This window comes from Bradyrhizobium sp. SZCCHNR1093 (genome assembly GCF_032381175.1).
Lineage (GTDB): Bacteria > Pseudomonadota > Alphaproteobacteria > Rhizobiales > Xanthobacteraceae > Bradyrhizobium.
In genome coordinates this window covers 845,804-867,996 of sequence record NZ_JAUHJJ010000001.1, presented here as the reverse complement: position 1 = coordinate 867,996, position 22,193 = coordinate 845,804, and the positions used below count along the sequence as shown (strand labels likewise).

At 65.3% G+C, this 22,193-nt stretch carries 21 protein-coding genes; 15 read left to right on the top strand and 6 right to left on the bottom strand.

Annotated features, from left to right (window positions below):
- Positions 1 to 35 precede the first annotated feature (35 nt).
- The 7 genes from QX070_RS04090 to QX070_RS04060 all read left to right on the top strand — a co-directional run bounded on the left by QX070_RS04090 (position 36) and on the right by QX070_RS04060 (position 6,511).
- Positions 36 to 2,051: a HAMP domain-containing methyl-accepting chemotaxis protein gene (locus tag QX070_RS04090; RefSeq protein WP_315735095.1), complete on the top strand. Its 2,016-nt coding sequence runs from the start codon at positions 36 to 38 to the stop codon at positions 2,049 to 2,051.
- A 59-nt stretch (positions 2,052 to 2,110) separates the two neighbouring features.
- Positions 2,111 to 2,803, top strand: coding sequence for an alpha/beta family hydrolase (locus QX070_RS04085; protein WP_315735093.1), 693 nt, complete (start codon positions 2,111 to 2,113; stop codon positions 2,801 to 2,803).
- Positions 2,804 to 2,912: 109 nt separating this feature from the next.
- Positions 2,913 to 3,395, top strand: a complete 483-nt coding sequence (locus QX070_RS04080) for a hypothetical protein (protein WP_315735090.1) — start codon at positions 2,913 to 2,915, stop codon at positions 3,393 to 3,395.
- 137 nt (positions 3,396 to 3,532) lie between these two features.
- Positions 3,533 to 3,721 carry a hypothetical protein gene (locus QX070_RS04075; protein ID WP_315735088.1) on the top strand — a complete coding sequence of 63 codons (189 nt, stop codon included), beginning with the start codon at positions 3,533 to 3,535 and terminating at the stop codon, positions 3,719 to 3,721.
- Between the two features lie 152 nt (positions 3,722 to 3,873).
- Positions 3,874 to 4,875: an ABC transporter substrate-binding protein gene (locus QX070_RS04070; RefSeq protein WP_315735086.1), complete on the top strand. Its 1,002-nt coding sequence runs from the start codon at positions 3,874 to 3,876 to the stop codon at positions 4,873 to 4,875.
- A gap of 42 nt (positions 4,876 to 4,917) precedes the next feature.
- The gene (locus QX070_RS04065) at positions 4,918 to 5,691 is read left to right on the top strand and encodes an ABC transporter ATP-binding protein (RefSeq protein ID WP_315735083.1); all 774 of its coding nucleotides are present in this window, start codon (positions 4,918 to 4,920) and stop codon (positions 5,689 to 5,691) included.
- Entirely contained in the window at positions 5,684 to 6,511 is an 828-nt protein-coding gene (locus QX070_RS04060; RefSeq protein WP_315735081.1) for an ABC transporter permease, read from the top strand. Before QX070_RS04065 ends, QX070_RS04060 begins: the two co-directional genes overlap by 8 nt.
- 10 nt (positions 6,512 to 6,521) lie before the next feature.
- Here QX070_RS04060 and gtdA read toward each other — a convergent pair whose 3' ends face one another.
- The gene (gene gtdA, locus QX070_RS04055; RefSeq protein WP_315735079.1) at positions 6,522 to 7,559 is read right to left on the bottom strand and encodes a gentisate 1,2-dioxygenase; all 1,038 of its coding nucleotides are present in this window, start codon (positions 7,557 to 7,559) and stop codon (positions 6,522 to 6,524) included.
- Between the two features lie 100 nt (positions 7,560 to 7,659).
- Between gtdA and maiA the strand changes: the two genes are divergently transcribed.
- Both maiA and QX070_RS04045 read left to right on the top strand, forming a co-directional pair.
- A complete protein-coding gene (gene maiA / locus QX070_RS04050) occupies positions 7,660 to 8,292 on the top strand; it encodes a maleylacetoacetate isomerase (protein WP_315735728.1) in 633 nt (210 codons plus the stop codon).
- Entirely contained in the window at positions 8,282 to 8,791 is a 510-nt protein-coding gene (locus QX070_RS04045) for a MarR family transcriptional regulator (protein ID WP_315735076.1), read from the top strand. The genes maiA and QX070_RS04045 overlap by 11 nt, the downstream gene beginning before the upstream one ends.
- A 38-nt stretch (positions 8,792 to 8,829) precedes the next feature.
- On the opposite strand, the gene QX070_RS04040 is transcribed toward QX070_RS04045, so the two are convergent.
- The 3 genes from QX070_RS04040 to QX070_RS04030 all read right to left on the bottom strand — a co-directional run bounded on the left by QX070_RS04040 (position 8,830) and on the right by QX070_RS04030 (position 12,645).
- Complete coding sequence (locus QX070_RS04040; RefSeq protein ID WP_315735074.1) at positions 8,830 to 10,443, bottom strand: benzoate-CoA ligase family protein; 1,614 nt, start codon at positions 10,441 to 10,443, stop codon at positions 8,830 to 8,832.
- Entirely contained in the window at positions 10,440 to 11,579 is a 1,140-nt protein-coding gene (locus QX070_RS04035) for an FAD-dependent monooxygenase (protein WP_315735071.1), read from the bottom strand. The genes QX070_RS04040 and QX070_RS04035 overlap by 4 nt, the downstream gene beginning before the upstream one ends.
- Positions 11,580 to 11,691: 112 nt before the next feature.
- Complete coding sequence (locus QX070_RS04030) at positions 11,692 to 12,645, bottom strand: RimK-like protein (RefSeq protein ID WP_315735069.1); 954 nt, start codon at positions 12,643 to 12,645, stop codon at positions 11,692 to 11,694.
- A gap of 287 nt (positions 12,646 to 12,932) precedes the next feature.
- Between QX070_RS04030 and QX070_RS04025 the strand changes: the two genes are divergently transcribed.
- The 6 genes from QX070_RS04025 (at position 12,933) to QX070_RS04000 (ending at position 19,038) form a co-directional block, all read left to right on the top strand.
- On the top strand, positions 12,933 to 13,706 hold the full coding sequence (locus QX070_RS04025; RefSeq protein ID WP_315735067.1) for a ferredoxin--NADP reductase: 774 nt from the start codon (positions 12,933 to 12,935) through the stop codon (positions 13,704 to 13,706).
- Between the two features lie 210 nt (positions 13,707 to 13,916).
- Positions 13,917 to 15,482 carry an acyl-CoA synthetase gene (locus tag QX070_RS04020; protein WP_315735065.1) on the top strand — a complete coding sequence of 522 codons (1,566 nt, stop codon included), beginning with the start codon at positions 13,917 to 13,919 and terminating at the stop codon, positions 15,480 to 15,482.
- Between the two features lie 217 nt (positions 15,483 to 15,699).
- Positions 15,700 to 17,325 carry an FMN-binding glutamate synthase family protein gene (locus QX070_RS04015; RefSeq protein WP_315735062.1) on the top strand — a complete coding sequence of 542 codons (1,626 nt, stop codon included), beginning with the start codon at positions 15,700 to 15,702 and terminating at the stop codon, positions 17,323 to 17,325.
- An 81-nt stretch (positions 17,326 to 17,406) separates the two neighbouring features.
- Positions 17,407 to 18,093 carry an RNA polymerase sigma factor gene (locus tag QX070_RS04010; RefSeq protein WP_315735060.1) on the top strand — a complete coding sequence of 229 codons (687 nt, stop codon included), beginning with the start codon at positions 17,407 to 17,409 and terminating at the stop codon, positions 18,091 to 18,093.
- A 96-nt stretch (positions 18,094 to 18,189) separates the two neighbouring features.
- A complete protein-coding gene (locus QX070_RS04005; protein WP_315735058.1) occupies positions 18,190 to 18,711 on the top strand; it encodes a DUF4142 domain-containing protein in 522 nt (173 codons plus the stop codon).
- A 9-nt stretch (positions 18,712 to 18,720) separates the two neighbouring features.
- Positions 18,721 to 19,038 carry a cupredoxin family copper-binding protein gene (locus tag QX070_RS04000; protein ID WP_315735056.1) on the top strand — a complete coding sequence of 106 codons (318 nt, stop codon included), beginning with the start codon at positions 18,721 to 18,723 and terminating at the stop codon, positions 19,036 to 19,038.
- An 11-nt stretch (positions 19,039 to 19,049) separates the two neighbouring features.
- Here the strand turns inward: QX070_RS04000 and QX070_RS03995 are convergent, their stop codons facing one another.
- Positions 19,050 to 20,351: a nitrate/sulfonate/bicarbonate ABC transporter ATP-binding protein gene (locus tag QX070_RS03995; protein ID WP_315735054.1), complete on the bottom strand. Its 1,302-nt coding sequence runs from the start codon at positions 20,349 to 20,351 to the stop codon at positions 19,050 to 19,052.
- Positions 20,352 to 20,366: 15 nt separating this feature from the next.
- Entirely contained in the window at positions 20,367 to 22,100 is a 1,734-nt protein-coding gene (locus tag QX070_RS03990; RefSeq protein ID WP_315735052.1) for an ABC transporter permease subunit, read from the bottom strand.
- Positions 22,101 to 22,193 lie beyond the last annotated feature (93 nt).

Here is a 22,193-nt window from a genome sequence, read left to right as displayed (position 1 = left end):
AACAGCCGGGCAAATCGATGAAATTATCTTCTCTGATGTCTTGGATCGGTGTCCGCCCGCGAATCTTCGGCGGCTTTGCCTTGATCCTGAGCTTCCTGGTGTTGCTCGGCGGCTTCGCCATGATCCAGGTCGGGCGCATCGGCGGCACCGTGGACGAACTCGTCACCAGCGCGGCCGGGGACGCCGGCATGTCGCAGGTGCGTGCCGCGCTGCTCGGTGCCAACGGCGCGGTCGAGAGATTCATCCGCACCTGGAACGTCGGTGACAAGGATGCGGCCAGCAAGGCCATCGACGCCGTCGGCGGTCTCGCCGATCAGGTCGAGAAGCAGTCCGGCGGGCTGAAGGTGCTGGCTGACGGCGTGGGGCCGGTACGGAACGCGCTGGCGGCCTATCGCTCGTCGTTCGCTGCCGCGGCGGAGGCCGTGGACCGCCTGCGGGCGGCGACGACCAAGACCGAAGCATTGGGCGCCGTTGCCGGAATCAACATGGGCGGCATCCAGGTTGCCCTCGCCAATCGTGCGGGCAGCGAGCCGCTGATGAATCCGTTACGTCTGGCCAGCGCCGTCGACGCGGTTCGCATCGCGGTGATGCGCTATACCAACACGTTGTCGAATGGCGATGCCGACGATGCCAGGCTCACCTTCGTCTATGCGAAGCTCGCGATTGCCGATACGGAGGCCGAGATCGCGGGTGTCGATGATGCCAAGCTGAAGGCGCTGGTTGCGGCGCTGAAAGAGGCCCTGACGGCGGATGCGGCTGCGCTCGAGGAGGTGATCAAGGTGGCCACTGACCTGCGCGCCAAGCAGGCGGAGCTCGCCAAGGCGAGCGCCTCGATCGATACCCAGGTCAGCCGGATCAACCAGCAGCTCGGTGCGGCGCGCGCAGAGCAGGCCGCGAGGACCGGCGTCGCGGTCGAAGATACCAAGCAGACCATCATCGTGACGGCAGCCGCAGCCGTGATATTCGGAGCGGTGCTTGCTTGGCTGATCGGCGCCAGCGTGTCGACCCCGATCCGCGGCATGACGGACCGCATGCAGTCGCTGGCGGCTGGCGAATTGGACCAGCCGATTCCTGGCGGCGAGCAGCGCGACGAGATCGGTCGGATGGCGCGCGCCGTGGAGATTTTCCGTGACAATGCGCTTGCTGTACGCCGCATGGAGCAGGAGGCCGCGGCACAGCGTGAGGCTGCGGAGGCCGAGCGCGCCCGCATGATGTCCGATCTGGCTGGTCGATTCGAGCAGGGTATGCAGGGCGTCATCACCGGCGTCGGCGGGCGTGCGACCGAGATGGGCGAAAGCGCCAGCGAGCTTGCACGCGTCGCAGAACGCGGCCGTGGCCTTGCGGAAGCGGTCGCCAGCCGGGCCGAGCAGGCGTCCGTCAATGTGCAGACGGTGGCCTCGGCGACCCAGGAGCTCGCGGCCTCGATCAGGGAGATCTCCTCCCAGGTCCAGCGTTCGGTCACGGTGTCGACCCGGGCGACGCACGAGACCCAGCGGACATCCGAGCTGATCGACGGGCTGTCCAGCGCGGCGGAGAGGATCGGCACCATCGTGCAGCTGATCCAGGCGATCGCGAGCCAGACCAACCTGCTGGCGCTCAACGCCACCATCGAGGCGGCGCGCGCCGGCGAGGCCGGCCGTGGATTTGCGATCGTCGCGAGCGAGGTGAAGAACCTCGCCTCGCAGACTGCGCAGGCGACGGAGCAGATCTCGAGCCAGATCGCGACCATCCAGAGCGCGACGCAGGAGACGGTCGGCGCGATTGCCCAGTTCGGTACGACCGTGCGGGAGATTGCCGAGATCTCCAATGCGATCGCCGCCGCGGTGGAGCAGCAGGGGGCTGCGACCAGCGAGATCGCCCGCAACGTCGAGCAGGCGGCCAGCGGCACGGCGGCGGTCACGCAGGAGATCGGCGACGTGCGTAATGTGGCCGGGCAGACCGATGCCGGCGCTGAAGCTGCGCTGGCGGCGGCCGCCGCGCTGCAGCAGCAGGCCGCTTCGCTGAAGAGCAATGTCGCCGACTTCCTGCAGACGATCCGGACCGCGGCCTGAGCTGCAAAGTCGGTGGCGACTGGAGTTGACGCAAGGAGCGCAGGCTCACACTCTGCGGCATGACCGAGCACCAGCCGCGTTCCCTCACACTTCCCATCGACGGCGCGGGCGTCGTGTCCGCGCTGTTCATGTCTCCGCCGCGGGCGCGCGCCTGCTTTGTGTTCGCCCATGGCGCGGGCGCCGGCATGACCCACGTCTTCATGAACCAGGCGGCCGCAAGCCTTGCTGCACGCGGCATCGCGACGCTGCGCTTTCAGTTTCCCTACATGGAGAAAGGCAGCAAGCGCCCTGATCCGCCCGCACTCGCCCACGCCGCGGTGCGGGCTGCCGTGGCGGAGGCCGCGCGGCTCTGTCCGGGGCTGCCGCTCGTCGCGGGCGGCAAGTCGTTCGGCGCGCGCATGACGTCGCAGGCGCAGAGTGCAGCGCCGCTGCCAGGCGTGACCGGGCTCGCCTTTCTCGGCTTTCCGCTTCACCCCGCCGGCAAGCCCTCCATTATGCGCGCCGATCATCTCGCTGCGATCGAGGTTCCGATGCTGTTCCTGCAGGGGACGCGCGACAAGCTTGCGGAGATGGAGCTGCTCGCGCCCGTCGTGAAGCGGCTGGGACCGCGCGCGACCGTGCATTGGATCGATCAGGCCGACCACGCCTTCCACGTGCCTGCGCGCTCCGGCCGGAATGATCGGGCCGTCATGGAGGACCTGACGGAGGCGTTTGCGGCGTGGCTGGAGACTCTGGAAGCGCGTGCCGGCTGACGCGCCGAGCGCCTCTTTCGGAGAAAAATGGCATGAGAACAAAAATAGAACTTCTCTGTCGCTGGAGGTTGAGGCATAGTCATATTGAACGGTAGGGGAGGGGAGTTCGATGAGGTCGGCAGTGTTGGCGGTGTCGGTGTGCGCGCTCGGCGTGCTGATGCTCTCTGCAGCTCCGTCGCGCGCCGATGCCAGGCTCACCGGCATGGTGGTAGTGAAGGGAACTTGCCAGAAGCTCATCGTCGCGGGAGAGGATCGCAGCTCCGAATGCAAGGGCGCGCTGCTCAATACCGACTATGACGATCAGCGCACCGGCTTCTACTTCACCTTGCTCGACGGCAGCGTGGTCACGTTCTCGAACCGCGGCGATCTGCAGGAGCAACCCGGACCGGACAAGTTCGTCACGCCGGTCGATATGATGATCATTGGCCAAAGTCGGAAGACGATCAACAAGGTGACGGCGAAGGGGCAATGCCGTCACGGCAATCCCTTCAAGGGACCCGACCTGATCGAATGCACGGCCGACAGCGAGATCGGCCGCTTTGAAGGGCTATTTCTGTCCAATGGCGAGAAGCCAGTGATGCAGACCTTCTGAGGCCGTCACCCCTGTGCGCAAGCAGGATGAGCCAGCAGGAGAGCTCGTCGCTGCGTCGCCGGTCGTCACTCGCCACCGTACGGTCCACGCGGCAAGTCCGGCCTGCTCGGCAATATCCACTCTGTCAGAGGATCGTGATGAGAAAGACAGCTTCATCCGTTTGGCTGCTGGCCCTCGGCGCGGCGAGCCTGCCGGCCAAGTCGGTCCGTGCAGAGGATGGATTGAAGGGGATCGAGACGTTTCACGGCGCCTGCAAGAAGCTCACGGTCGCGGAAGGACCGGACCGCCGACTGCAAGGGCGTTTAGCTCAACACGCGTTACCGTGATGGACGAGCCGGCTTGGAGCAAGACGCCCGTCCTCTGAGGCTGCGATCTCCCGACTCCTGAAAATTTGGCGCGACATCAGGCTCGAAATATTGCAACAAGTCGGCGTCGTCGTTGGGCCGGGTGTGCAGGTCGCCAGATCTTGGAGAGTGTGATGTTCCGATGCGTTGGCTTCGTCCTGGGGCTGCTCTGGAGCCTCGTATCGATCAGCACCGCGCTGGCCGACGATACCAAGCTCCGGATCGGCGTTCTCCGGCTGTCCTCGTCCGCGCCGGTGTTCATCGCGTTGGACAAGGGCTACTTCCGCGAAGCTGGCCTGGACGTCGAGCTGAAGTTTTTCGATGCAGCGCAACCGATCGCCGTGGCGACGGCCACCGGCGACGTCGATGTCGGGGTGACCGCCTTCACCGCAGGACTGTATAACCTCGCAGGCAAGGGCGCGTTGAAGATCATCGCCGGCATGAGCCGTGACCGCCCCGGGTTTCCGCTGATCGGCTACTTCGCCAGCAACAAGGCTTACGAGGCAGGTCTCAAGGCGCCGAAGGATATTGCCGGCAAGCGCGTGGCGATGACCCAGGTCGGGTCGAGCTTTCACTATTCGGTGGGGCTGCTGGCCGACAAATACGGCTTCAAGCTCGCCGACGTGAAGATCGTGCCGCTGCAATCGATGTCCAACACGTCGGCGGCAATCAAGGGTGAGACCGTCGACGCAGCGCTGATGCCGGTTTCCGTCGCACGCAAGCTGATGGAGGAGGGCGCCGTCAAGCATCTTGGCTGGGTTGGCGACGAGACGCCGTGGCAGGTCAGCGGCGTGTTCGCGGGGCCGAAAATCTTGGCCAACACGGCGCTGGTCGGCAAGCTGCTGGCGTCGCTTCAGCGCGCCGAGCGCGAGTATCATGATGTCGTGCTCGCCTCGGTCAAGGACGGCACTGCCGCGATCGACGTCAAGACCAGGCCATTGCTGGAAATCATCGGCAAGTACACCAACCTGCCGGTCGAGCAGGTGGTCGGCAATTGCGCCTATATCGATCCTGACGGCAAGCTCGATGTGAAGAACATCGACAGCCAGATCAAATGGCTGCAGGCGCAGGGGTTCGCGGACCAGGGCTATGATGCGGCCGCGATCATCGCCAAAGACCTTGTGAAGCCGGATTGATGAAGGCGGGCGCAGCGCGGAACTGCAGCGGGATCGCCTGACATGGACCTGATCGCCGAGACCATCAGCCATCGTTTCGACGCGCTCGAAGTGCTCGATGGCGTATCATTCACGGTCGGAGCCGGCGAGGTGGTCGCCGTCGTTGGGCCGTCCGGCTGCGGCAAGAGCACGCTGCTGGCGATCCTCGGAGGGTTGTTGCAGCCGAGCAAAGGTCAGGCGCTGCTGCGCGGAGCCCCGCCGCCCGGCAGCCTCAATCCCCTGACGTTCGTGTTCCAGGACTTCGCGCTGCTGCCGTGGGCAAGCGTCGCCGACAATGTTGCCTTTCCGCTCCTCCATACATCTCTGTCGGCGCAGCAGCGCGCCGCCGCCGTCGACGATGCGTTGCAGCGGACCGGGCTGGCAGACTTCCGGACCGTCTATCCCAAGCAGTTGTCGGGCGGCATGCGCCAGCGGGTCGGCATTGCCCGGGCGCTGGCGGTCCGCCCGGCGATCCTGCTGATGGATGAGCCGTTGTCGGCGCTCGACTCGCAGACCCGCGAGCTGCTGATGGAGGACTTCGTCGATCTGCTCGCCGACGGCACCATGGGCGCGGTCTATGTTACGCATAATCTCGAGGAGGCGGTGCGGCTCGCCGACCGCATCGTCGTGCTGTCGCGTCGTCCTGGCCGCATCCGGAAGGTCGTCAGCGTCCCGGCGACGCGGCGCAGCCGCGGCGATGCCGGAGTACGCGCGCAACTGCTGGACCTGCAGAACGAGCTCTGGGGGCTGATCCGGACCGAGGCAATCGATGCCGAGCGCGAGGTTCAGAATGCTTGAGCGCTCCCCGGCCGAACCGCCTGAGGTGGTCGGCACGCAGGCCCGGAAGGTGCCGTTCCGGGGCGGCGGCTTCACGCCGGCCGCAAACCGCTGGGCCGGCTGGCTCGCGCTCGCGGCGGCTCTCGGTCTGTGGCAACTGATCGGCAGCTTCGCCCTGGTCAATCCCTTGTTCCTGCCGACGCCGCTGATGATCCTGCGTGCCCTGTATCGATTGGCCGAAAGTGGCGCGCTCTGGCAGCATGTCTCGGCATCGTTCGTGCGCATCGTATCCGGCTGGGCGCTCGGCACCGCCACCGGCATCGTCGTCGGCTTCTCGATCGGCCTGTGGCGCATTGCGCGCAGCATCGGCATCACTTTCGTCTCGGCGCTGTTTCCGATTCCGAAGATCGCCGTGCTGCCGCTGCTGATTCTTTGGCTCGGCATCGGCGAGCAGCCGAAGATCGCGACGATCGCGCTCGGCGTGTTCTTCTCGACCACGATCTCGGTCTATAGCGGCGTCGATGCGGTGCCGCGCAACCTGATCCGCATGGCGCAGAGCTTCGACGTGCCGTTCCCGACCATCGTCCGCCGCGTGATCTGGCCCGGGGCGCTGCCGTCGATCCTCGCCGGTTTCCGCATCACCGCGTCGGTGGCGCTGATGCTGGTGGTCTCGGCGGAGATGATCGGCGCCGAGACCGGCATCGGCACCTTCGTACTGCAGGCCGGTAATCTGATGCAGACCGATCAGCTGATGGCGGGGATCCTGATCCTGTCGCTGTTCGGTCTCGCCGTCGGCCGGCTGATCAGCATGCTCGAAGCGCGGCTCCTGCGCTGGCGCTGATCCGGCGGTGTCAGGCGTTGCCGCGGTCTTCCCGGAACAGGTCGAGCTTCTCCTGCACCGGGCGATCCGAGAACGAGAACAGCACCGCATCCTCGTCCGCCTCGTGGCTCACCCATTGCCAGCTCGGCACGACGAACAGATCGCGCGGTCCCCATTCGAAGGTCTGGTCGCCGATGCGGCTGCGGCCCTTGCCTTCGATCGCGGTGAACACGGTCGCGTCGGTCGAGCGATAGCGCACAGTCTTGAAGCCCTTCGGCAGCAGCTGGATGAAGGTGCCGATCGTCGGCATGGCGAAGTCGCCGGTCTCCGGATTGGAGAACTTCAGCTTCAGCCCGTGGCACGCATCCCATTCCTCGCTTCGCTTGGCGCTCTCCAGCGCCTCGCGCGTGTAGGAATAGGGATAGTTGAAGATCGGCGAGGTCCGCGATCTGCGCTTGGCGTCGACCGGCAGCAGGTTGTGGCCATAGCGGGCGAAGCTGTCGCCTGAGGGGCGTGCGACCTTCTGCTGATCCTCCTGCGCACCTTGCGCGAAGGAGGCGTCGAGGAACTGCACCAGGGGAATGTCGAGGCCATCGAGCCAGAACATCGGCTCGGAGGTCTCGTTGCCGTGATCGTGCCAGGTCATCGACGGCGTGATGATGAAGTCGCCCGGCTTCATCAGGGTGCGCTCGCCCTCGACGGTCGTGAAGGCTCCCTTGCCTTCCAGCACGAAGCGCAATGCGGACTGGCTGTGCCGATGGGCGGGTGCAACGTCGCCGGGGATCACCATCTGAATGCCGGCATAGAGCGAGGTGGTGATCTTGGACTGCCCACGCAGGCCCGGATTCTCCAGGATCAGCACGCGCCGCTCGGCCTCCTTCGCCGTGATCAGACGCCCGGCCTCGACCATGTAGTCGCGTATCGCCGCGAACTGCCAAAGATGCGGACGGCAGGCGCTCTTCGGCTCGGGCGTGATGAGATCGCTCATCACGGTCCACAGCGCCGTCATGTTTTCGCCGTCGATCTTCTTGTAGAACGCCTCGCGTTCCGGGGTCGAAACTGCGGCCATGCGCGCCTCCCGATCAGATGTCGTTATTGATTGACAGTATACTGTCAATCCCGCTACCGTCAATTGCGACCAGAGCTATCAATTCGGGAGGACTGCCATGATGAAGCTGCACGGCTATTTCCGCAGCAGCGCATCCTATCGCGTGAGGATCGCGCTCAATCTCAAGGGTCTCACGGCCGAGCATCTGCCGCATCATCTCCGCAAGGGCGAGCAGCGCGCGCCCGACTATCTCGCGCTCAACCCGCAGGGCTTCGTCCCGACCCTCGAGGACGACAGCGGCGCCGCGTTGATCCAGTCGCTTGCGATCATCGAATGGCTCGATGAGACCCATCCCGAGCCGCCGCTGCTGCCGAAGGATCCGTTGCGCCGCGCCCAGGTCCGTGCCTTCGCGCAGGTGCTCGCCTGCGACACCCATCCGGTGCAGAACCTGAAGGTGCTGGCGCGGCTGCGTGAGCTCGGCCTGCCCGAGGACAAGGTCACGGCTTGGGCCGGCTGGGCCAACCGCGAGGGGCTCGCTGCGTGCGAAGCGCTGATCAGGCATGAGCCTGGCCCATTCTGCTTCGGCGCGACGCCAACCTTGGCCGATCTCTGCCTGGTGCCGCAGCTTGGCAATGCACGCCGCTTCGGCGTCGATGTCGCAGCGTTCCCGCGCCTGCTGCAGGCCGAAGCCGCGGCGAAGGCGTTGCCGGCTTTCGCCGATGCTGCTCCGGAGCGTCAGCCCGATGCCGAGTAGGCCGCCCGACATCACGATGGACGCAGTCTACACCAAGCCGGGCTATCTGTTCCGGCGGATGCAGCAGATTGCGGTGTCGATCTTCGTCGAGGAGTGCCGGGAGTTCGACCTGACGCCGGTGCAATATGCAGCGCTGGTCGCGATCCAGACGCACCCGGGCATCGATGCCACCAGGTTGTCGGCGGTGATCGCCTTCGACCGTTCGACGCTCGGCAGCGTGATCGAGCGGCTGGAGAGCAAGGGTCATATCGAGCGCAGGCCGTCGGCCGAGGATAAGCGCGTCAAGCTGCTTTATCTGACCAGGACAGGTGGCGCGCTGCTCCGAGCAATCATGCCTGCGGTCGATCGCGCCCAGGCCCGCATGCTGGCGCCGCTGAAGGCCGCGGATCGCAAGATGCTGATGGCGTTGCTGGCGCAGCTCGTCGATCTCAACAACGAGGTCTCGCGGGTGCCGCTGCGTGCCGAGGATGCGCTTGAGCATCTCGGCAAGACCGGCTGATCGCGGAAGTCCGCGGTTGTCGGGCGGAAGGCATAGGCTCACAGCCGCATCACCGCCTGACGGTCGATCTTGCCGGTGCCCGTTTTCGGTAATTCGTCGATGAAGACGATCTCACGCGGATATTTGTAAGGCAGCAGCTTCGCCTTTACGTAGTCCTGCAGCGCCTTCGTCATTGCCGACGCGTCGTGCGATCGGCCATTGGTCACCACCACGGCCTTCAGGCTCATCCGCCGATCCGATAGCTCATGCGCGAACACGGCGCATTCCCTGATATCGGGATGCTCGGCGAGGCAGAGCTCGACCTCGAGCGGATAGACCCATTGGCCCGAGATCTTGACCAGGTCGTCGGCGCGGCCGCGGAAGAAATGGAAGCCGTCGGCATCGCGCACGAAACGGTCGCCGGTGTAGATCCAGCCGCCGTCGCGGATCGTCTCCGCGGTCTTGTCCGGACGGTTCCAGTAGAGCGGCGTGTTGGAGTCGCCGCGCACCCAGAGAATGCCCTCTTCGCCGGTGGCGACCTCGCGTCCTTCGCCGTCGCGCAGCGCGATCTCGTAGCCGGGAACGCGCAGGCCGGCGGCGCCGAGCTTCTTGCGGTCCTCGCGGTTCGAGAGATAGACGTGAAGAACCTCGGTCGAGCCGAGACCTTCGACGATCTCCAGGCCGGTCAGGCTTTTCCAGCCGTTGAAGACCTCGGCCGAGAGCACCTCTGCCGCGGAGACCGCGAGCCGCAGTGACGAGAAGTCCGCCTCCTTCGCACCCTCAGCCTTGGTGAGCGCGGTGTAGAGCGTCGGCAGGCCGAAGAACACGGTCGGACGGAAGCGGCTGATCGCATCGAAGATGGCGGCGGGCTTCGGCTGGCCCGGCAGCAGCAGCGTCGTCGCTCCGGCCGAGAATGGAAAGGTGATCGCATTTCCGAAGCCGTAGGCGAAGAAGATCTTGGGCACCGAGAAGCAGACGTCGTCCGGCTTGAGCCGCAGCACGTTGCGGGCGAACGCCTGCTCGCTATAGGCCATGTCGTGCTGCAGATGGACGATGCCCTTGGGACGTCCGGTCGAGCCGGACGAATACATCCAGAAAGCCATCTCATCGCGGTGCGTGTCGGCCTCTGGCAGCTGATCGGTGAAGGCTGGCAGCCACGCATCGACCGCGACCGTCGTTGCGGCGGCGGTAGCCGGCACCGCGCCATTGACGACAACCAGCGTCTGCAGTGCGGTATCGGCGCAGGCCTGCGCGTCGAATCGTGCCGCAAACTCGGCATCGGCGACCGCGACCTTGGCGCCGGAATCAGCGAGATAGAATTGCAGCAGATCCGGCGGCGTCAATGTGTTGATCAGCAGCGGCACGAAGCCGGCGCGCACTGCGCCGAAGAACGCGGCCGGATAGGCCGGTGTATCGTCTAGGAACAGCAGGACACGGTCGCCGCGGCTGAGCCCGAGCGAGGTGAAACCGTTACCCCAGCGGCAGGCCTCGGCACACAGCTCGGCATAGCTGCGCTGACCGGCCGGGCCGATCAGCGCGGGCTTGTTCGCGTTGCCCTTTGCGAGATTGTCGAACAGCACGCGGCCGGCATTATAGCGAGCGGGAATCGCGAAGCCGATCTCACGCGCGCCGGCGCTGTCGCGTGGAACGTGGTCGGCGATCTCTCGCGTCATACGCGTGCTCCCGTGTTCCGAGACGCCTCGTAGCGGGCCATGAACTGCGGGGCCATGGCTCGCAGCCGCGTGTCGTCGATGCGGCCGGACCGGGTGATATAGCTGTAGGCAAATTCCATCAGGCCGAGCGTCATGTGCGCCGGGAAGGACTCGTACCACTCGGCGCTGGTCCGGGCCGCAGCCACCAGCTTCTTCACGATCGGCTGCCGCTCGGCCTGATAGCGGGCGAGGCCGTCCGAGAGGCTGGTCTCTGCATCGAGCGCCTTGGCGAGCGCGATCGCGTCCTCGATCGCCAGCCGCGTCCCGGAGCCGATCGAGAAGTGCGCCGTATGTAGCGCGTCGCCGATCAACACCATGTTCCGGTGCCACCAGTGCTCATTCCAGACCCAGGGAAAATTGCGCCATACCGATCGGTTGGAGACCAGCGCGTGGCCAACGAGCGTGGCGGCGAACACCTGCTCGCAGACGCGCCGGGATTCGTCGACCGACATCTCGGCGAAGCCATAGGCGTGCCACGTGGCGCGATCGCATTCCACCAGGAACGTGCTCATGTCCGGCGCATAGCGATAATGGTGCGCGTTGAAGCTGCCGCGGTCGGTCGCGACGAAGGTCTGCGACAGCGTGGCAAAGGTCTTCGACGTGCCGTACCAGGCGAACTTGTTGCTGGAGTAGGAGACGGAGAAGCCGAAATCGCCTTCGAAGCTGCGGCGAACCAGCGAGTTCAGTCCGTCGGCAGCGACGATGAGGTCGTAGCCTGCGAGCTGATCCAGCGACTGGATGATCGTGCCGTAACGGGCCACGACGCCGACGCTTTCGGTGCGCGCCTGCAGCAGCTTCAAGAGTTCGAGCCGGCCGATCGCAGAGAAGCCGACGCCGTCGATCTCGACGTTCTCGCCACGCAGATTGAGCGTGATGTTGCGCCAGCTCTCCATGCACGGCGCGATCGCATCCACGGTGTCGGGATCGTCGGCACGCAGGAATTCGAGCGCCTGGTCGGAGAACACGACGCCAAAGCCCCAGGTCGCCCCGGCCGGGTTCTGCTCGAACAGATCGACCACGGCGGCGGGGTGCCGCTTCTTGAAGAGATAGGCGAAATACAGCCCGCCAGGGCCGCCGCCGAGCACGGCGATGCGCAAGGGCGTCCTCCACATTGACAGTATACTGTTTAGTTTGGATCGGAGACTAATCCCTCATTTCGATCGAGGCCAGGGAAATCTTATTGCTGAAGATCGAGCCGGCGGCCGCAGGTCACCCCGACGGGCTTCTGCCAAAGATCGCGTCGAGTGCGGCGATATAGGTGCTTTCGACCAGCTCCGGCGCATGCCGGCCGAGCGCCTCCATCTTCACGCCCGAATTGATTTCGAGCACCTGCCAGCGCCCATCGGCCAGCACGAGGTCGACCGATGCGTAGCGGATGCCGATGACGCGTGCCGCCGCGGTCGCGAGCGCGGCACAGAGGTCCCGCTGCGCGCCTGGTTCGAGCAGCTCGGGGTGAGTTCCGAATTCGAGATTGTGCCGCCAGCTCAGCAGGCGCTGCTCGCCGCGCGGCACGATCGCGCGCAAGGCCGACGCGTCGAATTCCGCATCGAGGCGCCGCAGGAGCTGTGCGTGCCCCGTGGCCGGAGTCGCCGACAGCGCGAGATCGAGCAGCGGCTGCACGCCGTCGCCGGTCACGGTGGGGCGCTGCTTGCGGTAGACGATCATGGACGCGTCATCGAGCTGCACGACACGGACTTCGTCAACGATGTCCATGAGCGGTGCGATCGCAACGTTCGCGCCGGTCCCGAAGATGCGGTTCGCTGCGCGCAGCAGTTCATCCTTTCCCGTGACGCGGACCACCATCCGTCCAGAGGTACCCTCGTTGGGCTTGACCACCAGCCCGCGCGGATACGTTTCCAGCAGCGCCAGCGCGGCCTCGGCCGTCTGCCCGGGCTGGCCGCTAAGGGCCGGAGCAAGAAAGAACGCGTGTGGAACCGCGGCAATCCCGTCGGCTCTCAGCAGCGCCGAGGTCGCCGCTTTGTCACAGGCCAGTCTGTGCGCCACCGCACTGTTCAGGCCGAGATCATAGCCGAAGATCAGGTGACGCCGGTTGGCATCCTCGAGCACCAGCAGCCAGCCGTCCTCCCGCACGTCGAGCGCGATGCCTCGTTCGACGCAGTAGCGGGTGATGGCGGCGAGCTGGGTCTGCGGATGGTTAATCATTGCTCAAGGATTGGGCCAGGATGCGGAATTAAAGTGCTGGAAAATTGGAATCTCGGCAAGTAAATTACCCTTATCGTTTGTGTACGAACGAACGGCCGATCGAGGCGAATCCGGGCATCAGCCGGCATGCATTTGATCGTGATCAATGGTGCGTCCATGCGGGTTGATTATTCGCTGTTTTCACGTACATCAGGCGCCGAAATCGCTGGATCTATAGGGTTTTTGCGGTCCTGCCTCCGTCACGACTTGTTTCTTCCAACTTCAGCCCACGTGAAAAAACAAACGACATGAGCGCGTTCTATAAAGAGAAAGTTCTTTCCGTTCACCACTGGACGGACACCCTGTTCTCCTTCCGAGCCACCCGCGATGCGGGCTTCCGCTTCCAAAATGGTCAGTTCGCGATGATCGGCCTCGAGGTCGAGGGCCGCCCGCTGCTGCGTGCCTACAGCATGGCCAGCGCCAATCACGAGGAGGAACTGGAGTTCTTCAGCATCAAGGTGCAGGACGGCCCGCTGACCTCCCGGCTGCAGCAGATCAAGGAAGGCGACACCATCCTGGTCGGCCGCAAGGCGACCGGCACGCTGATCCCCGACAATTTGCTGCCCGGCAGCCGGCTGCTGCTGCTGTCGACCGGCACCGGCCTTGCCCCGTTCGCCAGCCTGATCAAGGACCCCGACGTCTACGAGCGGTTCGAGAGCATCGTGCTGGTCCATGGCTGCCGCCAGGTCGCCGAGCTCGCCTATGGCGAGAGCGTCGTCGCGAAGCTGCGCGAGGATGAGCTGTTCGGGCCGCTGCTCGACGGCAAGCTGCAGTATTATCCGACCGTCACCCGCGAGCCGTTCCGTAACCGCGGCCGCATCACCGACCTGATCTCGTCGCAGCAGCTCTTCAACGATATCGGCCAGCATGAGCTCGACATCGCCAAGGACCGCATCATGATGTGCGGCAGCCCGGCGATGCTGGAGGAGCTCAAGACCATGTTCGAGTCGCGCGGCTTCCTCGAAGGCAGCGGCAACCAGCCCGGACACTTCGTGATCGAGAAGGCCTTCGTTGAGCGCTGAGCCGCCGACCCTTCGTTTGCGACTTTTCTGAAAGAGCGCCTCGACGCAATCGGGGCGCTCTTTTCGTTGGCAATATCCTCCTTGCGCGCGTCCGAGCGGCCGTGCGATTTTCGGCGCCAAGACCGGGCCTTCAGACGTCCGGCGCGAAACAGGGAGGGGACTTGGATTGCCCGCGTGGCGGCCATCCCCGTGATGACAGAGGGGATGAGCATGGATTCCATCGTACGGCGACAGACGCTCGGTGATCTCCTGCGGCGGAGCGCGGCGCGGACACCGACCAAGACGGCCGTGATCTGCGGCGAGATCAGCTGGACCTACGCCGAGTTCAACGCCATCGTCGACCGCCTCGCGGCCGGCCTCGCCGCCCAGGGGGTCGGCAAGGGCGAGCGCGTCGCGATCCTCGCGCGCAACTCGCATGCCTTTGCCGCCCTGCGCTTCGCGCTGGCGCGGCTCGGCGCCGTGCTGGTGCCGATCAACTTCATGCTGAAGCCGGAGGAGGTCGCCTACATCCTCAAGCACGCCGGGGCGCGGCTGCTCGCGACCGACAGCGGCTTCGCCGGCGTGGCGCGCGCCGCCAAGGCACTGGTGCCGGCGGTCGAGCAGCTGATCTGGCTGCCGTCGGAAGGTCCGAGCGAGCGGCAGAGTGACATGATCGATTTTGCCGAGCTTGCGGCTTCGACGGCGCAGGTGCCCGCGGTCGAGATTGCAGGCGGCGATGTGGCGCAGATCGTCTACACCTCGGGCACGGAGTCGCTGCCGAAGGGCGCAATGCTGACCCATGATGCCGTGATCTGGCAGTATGTCAGCTGCATCGTCGACGCCGGCATCGCGGCCGAGGACGTCACCTTGCACGCGCTGCCGCTCTATCATTGCGCCCAGCTCGACGTGTTCTTCGGTCCCTCGATCTATGTCGGCGCCACCAACATCATCACGGCGTTTCCGACGCCCGACAATCTGCTGCCGCTGATCGCCAAATATCGCATCACCTCGTTCTTCGCGCCGCCGACGGTATGGATCTCGATCCTGCGCTCGCCGCTGTTCGAGACCACGGATGTGTCGACCTTGCGCAAAGGCTATTACGGCGCGTCGATCATGCCGGTCGAGGTGCTGCGCGAGCTGGCGCAGCGGTTGCCGAAGGTCCGGCTGTGGAATCTCTACGGCCAGACCGAGATCGCGCCGCTGGCGACGATGCTCGGACCGGAGGATCAACTGCGCAAGCCGGGGTCTTGCGGCCGCGCCGTGCTCAACGTCGAGACGCGGGTCGTCGATGACGACATGAACGACGTCGCGCCAGGCGAGGTCGGCGAGGTCGTGCATCGCTCGCCGCATCTGATGCTCGGCTATTTCCACGACGATGAGCGCACCACCGCCGCCTTCCAGGGCGACTGGTTTCACTCCGGCGATCTCGCGACCATCGACGAGGAGGGCTACATCACCATCGTCGATCGCAAGAAGGACATGATTAAGACCGGTGGTGAGAACGTCGCCAGCCGCGAGGTCGAGGAGGCGCTCTATTTGATCCCCGAAGTGTCCGAGGTCGCCGTCGTCGGCCTGCCGCATCCGCGCTGGGTTGAGGCGGTCGTCGCAATGGTCGTGGTCAAGTCCGGCTGCGAGCTGACCGAGGAGGCGGTGCTGAAGCAGGCCTCGAGCCGTCTCGCCACCTTCAAGACGCCGAAGCGGATCGTGTTCGTCGATGCGCTGCCCAAGAACCCCAGCGGCAAGCTGCTGAAGCGGCAGCTGCGCGAGGCGCATTCGGGGTTGTTCGCGCAGGGGTAAGCGGCTGCCGTCTTCGAACAGTGCATATCGGCGCCGGGAGTCTCGGAGGCCGGCCCGGCGCTGCGGCTCGATCTCGCAGCGCGGCTGTCGACAGAAGGCGGCTATCGACGTTGTGATATCATCGATGGCCGATTGCGCGCGCTTGTGTAACGATTGCTTCGCGATACGCGTAGTATGGTGACACCAGACCTTCCACGAGCCGCCTCGAGGCCTCCCCATGGATACGCTGCTGCTCCCGTTTTCGCCGCGCTTCATCGTGCTGACGATCTGCGCCACGGCGACCGCCCTGCTGCTGATCCTCGGCATCTACGACCGCAAAATCTTCGATCTCGTCCTCATCCCACTCTTGATCTTCGGCGCGCTGACCTTGCTCGGCGTCCGCGATCTCATGCAGAAGAGCCACGCGGTGTTGCGCAACTACCCGATCGCGGCGCATCTGCGTTTCCTGCTCGAGGAGATGCGGCCGGAGATGCGGCAGTATTTCTTCGAGAGCGAGAAGGACGGCATGCCGTTCTCGCGCGACACCCGTGCGGTGGTCTATCAGCGCGCCAAGATGGTGCTCGACAAGCGCCCGTTCGGCACCCAGGAGGATGTCTACCGCGAGGGCTATGAATGGATGCACCATTCGATATCGCCCAAGCCGCGTGCGGAGGAAAAATACCGCATCTCCATCGGCGGCCCCGATTGTGCAAAGCCCTATTCGGCCTCGGTGTTCAACATCTCGGCCATGAGTTTCGGGGCGCTGAGCCCGAATGCGGTGCGCGCGCTCAACGGTGGCGCCAAGCGCGGCGGCTTCGCGCACGACACCGGCGAGGGCGGCTTCAGCCCGTACCATGCCGAGATGGGCGGCGACATCATCTGGGAGATCGGCTCCGGCTATTTTGGCTGCCGCCGCCATGACGGCACGTTCGACGCCGACGCATTCGCGCGGGTCGCAGCCACCGAGCAGATCAAGATGGTCGAGCTCAAGATCAGCCAGGGCGCCAAGCCCGGTCACGGCGGCGTGCTGCCGGCGGCGAAGGTGTCCGAGGAGATCTCCAAGATCCGTGGCGTCGCGATGGGCGAGGACTGCATCTCGCCGGCGGCGCACCGCGCGTTCTCGACGCCTGTTGGCATGATGCAGTTCATCGGCGAGATGCGGCGGCTGTCGGGCGGCAAGCCGGCCGGCTTCAAGCTGTGCATCGGCCATCCCTGGGAGTTCCTGGCGATCTGCAAGGCGATGCTGGAGACCGGCATCTATCCCGACTTCATCGTGGTCGACGGCAATGAAGGCGGCACGGGTGCTGCGCCGCTCGAGTTCATGGACCATTTGGGCATGCCGATGCGCGAGGGCGTCAATTTCGTGCATAACGCGCTGGTCGGGATGAACATCCGCGACCGGATCAAGATCGGCGCCGCCGGCAAGATCGCCACTGCCTTCGACATGGCCCGCGCAATGTCGATTGGGGCCGACTGGTGCAACTCGGCGCGCGGGTTCATGTTCGCGCTCGGCTGCATCCAGTCCTTGAGCTGTCACACCGACCGCTGTCCGACCGGCGTTGCGACGCAGGATCCGACGCGCGCCCGCGCGCTGGTCGTTCCGCACAAGATCGATCGCGTCTACAACTATCATCACGCGACCCTGCATGCGCTGGCCGAGCTGCTCGCTGCCGCCGGCCTGGAACATCCGCAGGACCTGCGTCCCATCCACTTCTCACAGCGGACGTCGACCACCGAGGTCTCCTCCTTCGCAAAACTCTATCCGGCGCTGCGGCCGGGTGAGCTGCTCGAGGGTACGCAGGACATCCGCTTCCGTGATGCCTGGGCGCTGGCGCGGCCTGATACGTTCGCGGCGGTGCAGTGAAGCGTCTCGCGCAATCTTTTTTGGGAACCTTCGGGCTCGAATTCCATCTAAGCCATGCGTGCTCAGTTGGGATGATCGACAATGCCTTGGACCATAGCGACCACAGTCTCTGCGGCGACGACCGCCGAGGATGACCTGATCCGACGGGCAAAAGCCCGCGACGAGGCGGCCATTCGGGCCATCCTGCAGGCCAACAACCGCCGCCTGTTCCGGATCGCCCGCGGCATCCTGCGCAACGACAGCGAGGCGGAGGACGTCGTGCAGGAAACCTATGTCCGCGCACTCACCCATCTGGACGAGTTTCGCGGCCAGTCCAGCCTGTCGACGTGGCTGGTTCGCATCGCGATGAACGAAGCGATGGGGCGGCTGCGCGGACAGCGACCGGCATTGCAACTGGATGCGGAGCGAGAGAATAAACCTGGGGCCGAGGTGATCCAATTTCCCGCCACGTCGAGCGATCCGGAGAAGTCTGTGGCGCAGCGCCAGATCCAGGCCGTCGTCGAGCGGGCCATCGATGAACTGTCCGAGCCGTTTCGCCTCGTGTTCATCGCCCGCGTGATCGAGGAGATGAGCATCGACGAGACCGCGGACTTGCTGGGGTTGAAGCCCGAGACCGTCAAGACGCGCCTGCATCGCGCCCGCGGCATGTTGCGCGAGAACGTCGAAAAAGAGATCGGCCCCGTCCTTATGGACGCGTTTCCCTTCGCTGGTGCGCGTTGCGAGCGGCTGACGGATGCCGTGCTTGAGCGTCTGGCACGTCCGAGCTGAAGATTCTTGGGAACGTCGGCTCCCGTTTTTCATCCAATCCCTGTGCAGCCATTCATCCGCCGGCCACGAGGTCCGGCGGCACAGGAGATGAGAGCCATGTTCAAGCATATCGGCACGACGGTCGTCGTGCTCTGCCTCACGAGCAGTGTCGCGCTGTCGCAGGGCGCCAAGCTCAACGATCCGCAGATCGCCCATATCGCCTACACGGCCGGTGAAATCGACATCAAGGCGGCGAAGCAGGCCTTGGGCAAGTCCAGCAGCAAGGAGGTCAAGGAGTTCGCCCAAGGCATGGTGCGCGACCACGAGGCGGTCAACAAACAGGCCCTCGCCCTCGTCAAGAAGCTGAAGGTCACGCCTGAGGACAACGACACCAGCCGCGCGCTGTCGAAGCAGGCGAGCGAGAAGCTCGACGAACTCGGCAAACTCAAGGGCGCCGCGTTCGACAAGGCCTACATCGCCAACGAGGTCGCCTACCACAAGACGGTGAATGGCGCGCTGGAAACGCAGCTCATTCCGTCGGCGAGCAATTCCGAGCTGAAGGAGCTGCTGCAGACCGGCCTCAAGCTGTTTCAGGGGCACGAGCAGCACGCCGAGCATGTCGCGGCGGATCTGAAGTAGGATCAGCCGATGCTGTCGGGACGTCTCGCCTTCCTGAGTGCGGTCGTGCTTGCCGCGGTGAGCGTTCCGGCGCGCGCGGCCACGATCCGGATTACGATAGACAAGCTCGCGTTTTCGCCGGCCGTGGTTTCGGCCAGGGTCGGCGACACCGTCGAATGGGTCAACAAGGATGCGCTGGCTCATACGGCCACGGCGCGGGATGGCGCCTTCGATGTCACTTTGCCGCCGAGCAAGACGGTGAGCTCGGTCCTCAAGAAGGCGGGCACGCTCGACTACTACTGCCGCTTTCACCCGAACATGAAAGCGACCCTCACGATCGCGCCGTGACGCCGCAAGGCTCAATGCGGGTTCTCCAGGCTGAAGGTTTCGGACTGCTCGTCATAGGCGAACAGCTCGGCATAGCGGCCCCATGACACGATGGTGTGCAGCGTCTCGTCGGCATAGTGCTCGGACATGTAGTCCTCGAGCTCGATGCGGAAGCGCGCCGCTGGTGCTGCGTGCGCGGGGCGGTCGTCGAGCACGCGGCGGATCAGCCCCATCAGCGGCACGTTCTCCATCAAATGCTGCGCGAACAGCTTCTTGCGTTCGTCGGTATCGAGATGGGCGAACCGCCGTCCGGCCTCGGTCAAGGTCAGATCGCCTTCGCTGAGCTGGGCGAAGCGCAAGAGCTGCAGCGCCTCGGCCAACGGAAAGATCTCGTCGACCTCGAGCTGCAGATGGCCCGCCAGCACGGGCAAGTCGGCATGCCCATTATAGGGTTCGCCGGCAAGCGTCTCGACCAGGCCGGAGATCGAGTTCGAGGACACGTGGCTCAGCACCATGCCGACGCCGGCGCTCGCGGTGCTCGGCAGCTTCGGCTCGGGCCGCTGCGTCATGCGCGCGTAGAGGCTGTCGACCAATTGGCGGAACGCCGCATCGAGCCGGTTGCGCGGATGCGGCAGGTCGACCTTGAACTCGGCGGCGACGCGGCCGGGATTGGAGGAGAACACCAGGATGCGGTCGCACATCAGCACCGCCTCCTCGATGTTGTGCGTTACCATCAGCACCGATTTGATCGGCAGCCGGCCGTCGGTCCAGAGATCGATGAGGTCGGTACGGAGTGTTTCGGCGGTCAGCACGTCCAGCGCCGAGAACGGCTCGTCCATCAGCAGGAGGTCGGGATGCACCACCAGCGCGCGGGCGAAGCCGACGCGCTGGCGCATGCCGCCCGACAGCTCCTTGGGAAAAGCGGATTCGAAGCCGTCGAGGCCGATCAGATCGATCGCCGCGAGCGCGCGCTTGCGCCGCTCAGCGGCCTCGATGCCGAGCGCCTCCAGGCCGAGCTCGACGTTCTGCAGCACGGTGAGCCAGGGAAACAGCGCGAACGACTGAAACACCATGGCGACGCCGCGCGGGGGGCCGGCGATGATCTCGCCGCGGCAGCGCGCTTCGCCGGAGGAGGGTGACACCAGGCCGGCGATGATCCGCAGCAAGGTCGATTTGCCGGAGCCGGAGCGTCCGAGCAGGCCGACGATCTCGCCGGCGCGGATCGTGAGGTCGACCTTCTCGAGCACCACGAGATCCTCGCCGCTGCCCTTCGGAAACAGCCGGCTCAAGCTCTTGATCTCGATCAGCGATGTGTCTTTGACCTGGTCGCGCATGACAAATTCTCCCGGTCAGCCCAGCCGCAGCCGGCGTTCGCCGAAGGCGTAGAGCGGCCGCCACAGCAGCCGGTTGAACAGAGTGACGAGAATGCACATCACGGCAATGCCGAGCACGACGCGGGGGAAGTCACCACGCTCCGTGGCCGCGGCGATGTAGGCGCCGAGGCCGCTCGCGGTGAGATGGGTATCGCCCCAACTCGCGACCTCGGCGACAATCGCCGCGTTCCACGAGCCGCCGGAGGCGGTGATGGCGCCGGTGATGTAGTAGGGGAAGACGCCGGGCAGCACGACCTTGAACCACCAGCGCCAGCCGGTCAGCTGCAGGCTCGCGGCGGCCTCGCGCAGGTCGGTCGGGAAGGCGCTGGCGCCGGCGATGACGTTGAACAGGATGTACCACTGCGTGCCCAGGATCATCAGCGGGCTCAGCCAGACATTGGCGTCGAGGCCGTAGCGCACGATCAGCACGACGAACACCGGGAAGGCGAGGTTGGCCGGGAATGCGGCGAGGAATTGCGCCAGCGGCTGCATCCGTTCGGCGAGCTTCGGCCGCAGCCCGATCCAGACGCCGACGGGGACCCAGATCAGCGACGCCAGCGCGATCAGCACCACCACCCGCACCAGCGTGATCAGGCCGTAGCCGATCGCGCTGAGGACATCGGACGGTGCCAAGGTCGCCGAGAGATAGAGGGTAGTCTTCCAACCGGCATAGGCGCAGCCGAGGACGACCACTGCAAGCCAGAGACCGTCGACGAGCTGCGAGGGCGGCGCATGGCGGACAGGGCCGCTCCAGGCGTTCGGCCAGTTGATCCGCAGGTTCGAGAAGGTGCGGTTCAGCGCGGCGAAAGGCACGGACAGCCTGCGCAGCGCGCGGGTGCGCCGGAACAGATCGAGCATCCAGGAGGTCGGCGGATTGCCGGAGGCGGTCTGCTCGAAGCGGAACTTGTCGGCCCAGGCCACGATCGGACGGAATAGCAGCTGGTCATAGGCGGTGATCACCAGCAGCATCGTCAGCAGCGCGGCGGCAATTGCCGTGAGATCCTTCTGCTGGATTGCGAGTGCGACGTAGGAGCCGATGCCCGGCAGGGTGACCGTGGTGTTGCCGACGGTGATCGCCTCCGACGCCACGACGAAGAACCAGCCGCCGGACATCGACATCATCGCATTCCAGATCAGGCCGGGCATCGCGAAGGGCACGTCGAGCCGCCAGAAGCGCTGCCAGCCGGAGAGGTGGAAGCTGCGCGTCGCGTCCTCCAGATCCTTCGGCACGTTGCGCATCGACTGGTACATGCTGAAGGTCATGTTCCAGGCCTGGCTGGTGAAGATCGCGAACACGCAGGCGAGCTCGGCACCGAGCACCTTGCCGGGGAACAGGTTCATGAAGAACACGACGGTGAACGTCAGGAAGCCCAGGATCGGCACCGACTGCAGGATGTCGAGCAGCGGGATCAGCACGATCTCGGCGCGCCGGCTCTTGGCCGCCAGCGCGGCGTAGACGAAGGTGAACACCAGCGAGCAGGTGATTGCGAGCAGCATGCGCAAGGTGGTGCGCAGCGCGTAGAGCGGCAGGTTGGCCGGATCGAGCGAGACCGGGACCACGTCCAGCGCCGACAGCGGCTGCGTGGTCTGCTCGCCGCCATAGACGATCAGCACCATTGCGCCGACCACGATGATCAGCGCGACCACGTCCCAGACGTTGGGACGGACGGCGTCGCGCAGCACGGTGGTCCGGAGGTCCTGAAGCATCATCCGCGTGTCTCGTCTCGTCGTCCGCAGCCGACGGCTCCGGACGTCTCCTTGTCATGGCGCTGAGGGCTGGTTCGCGCCGGCGGGGCTGCCGGC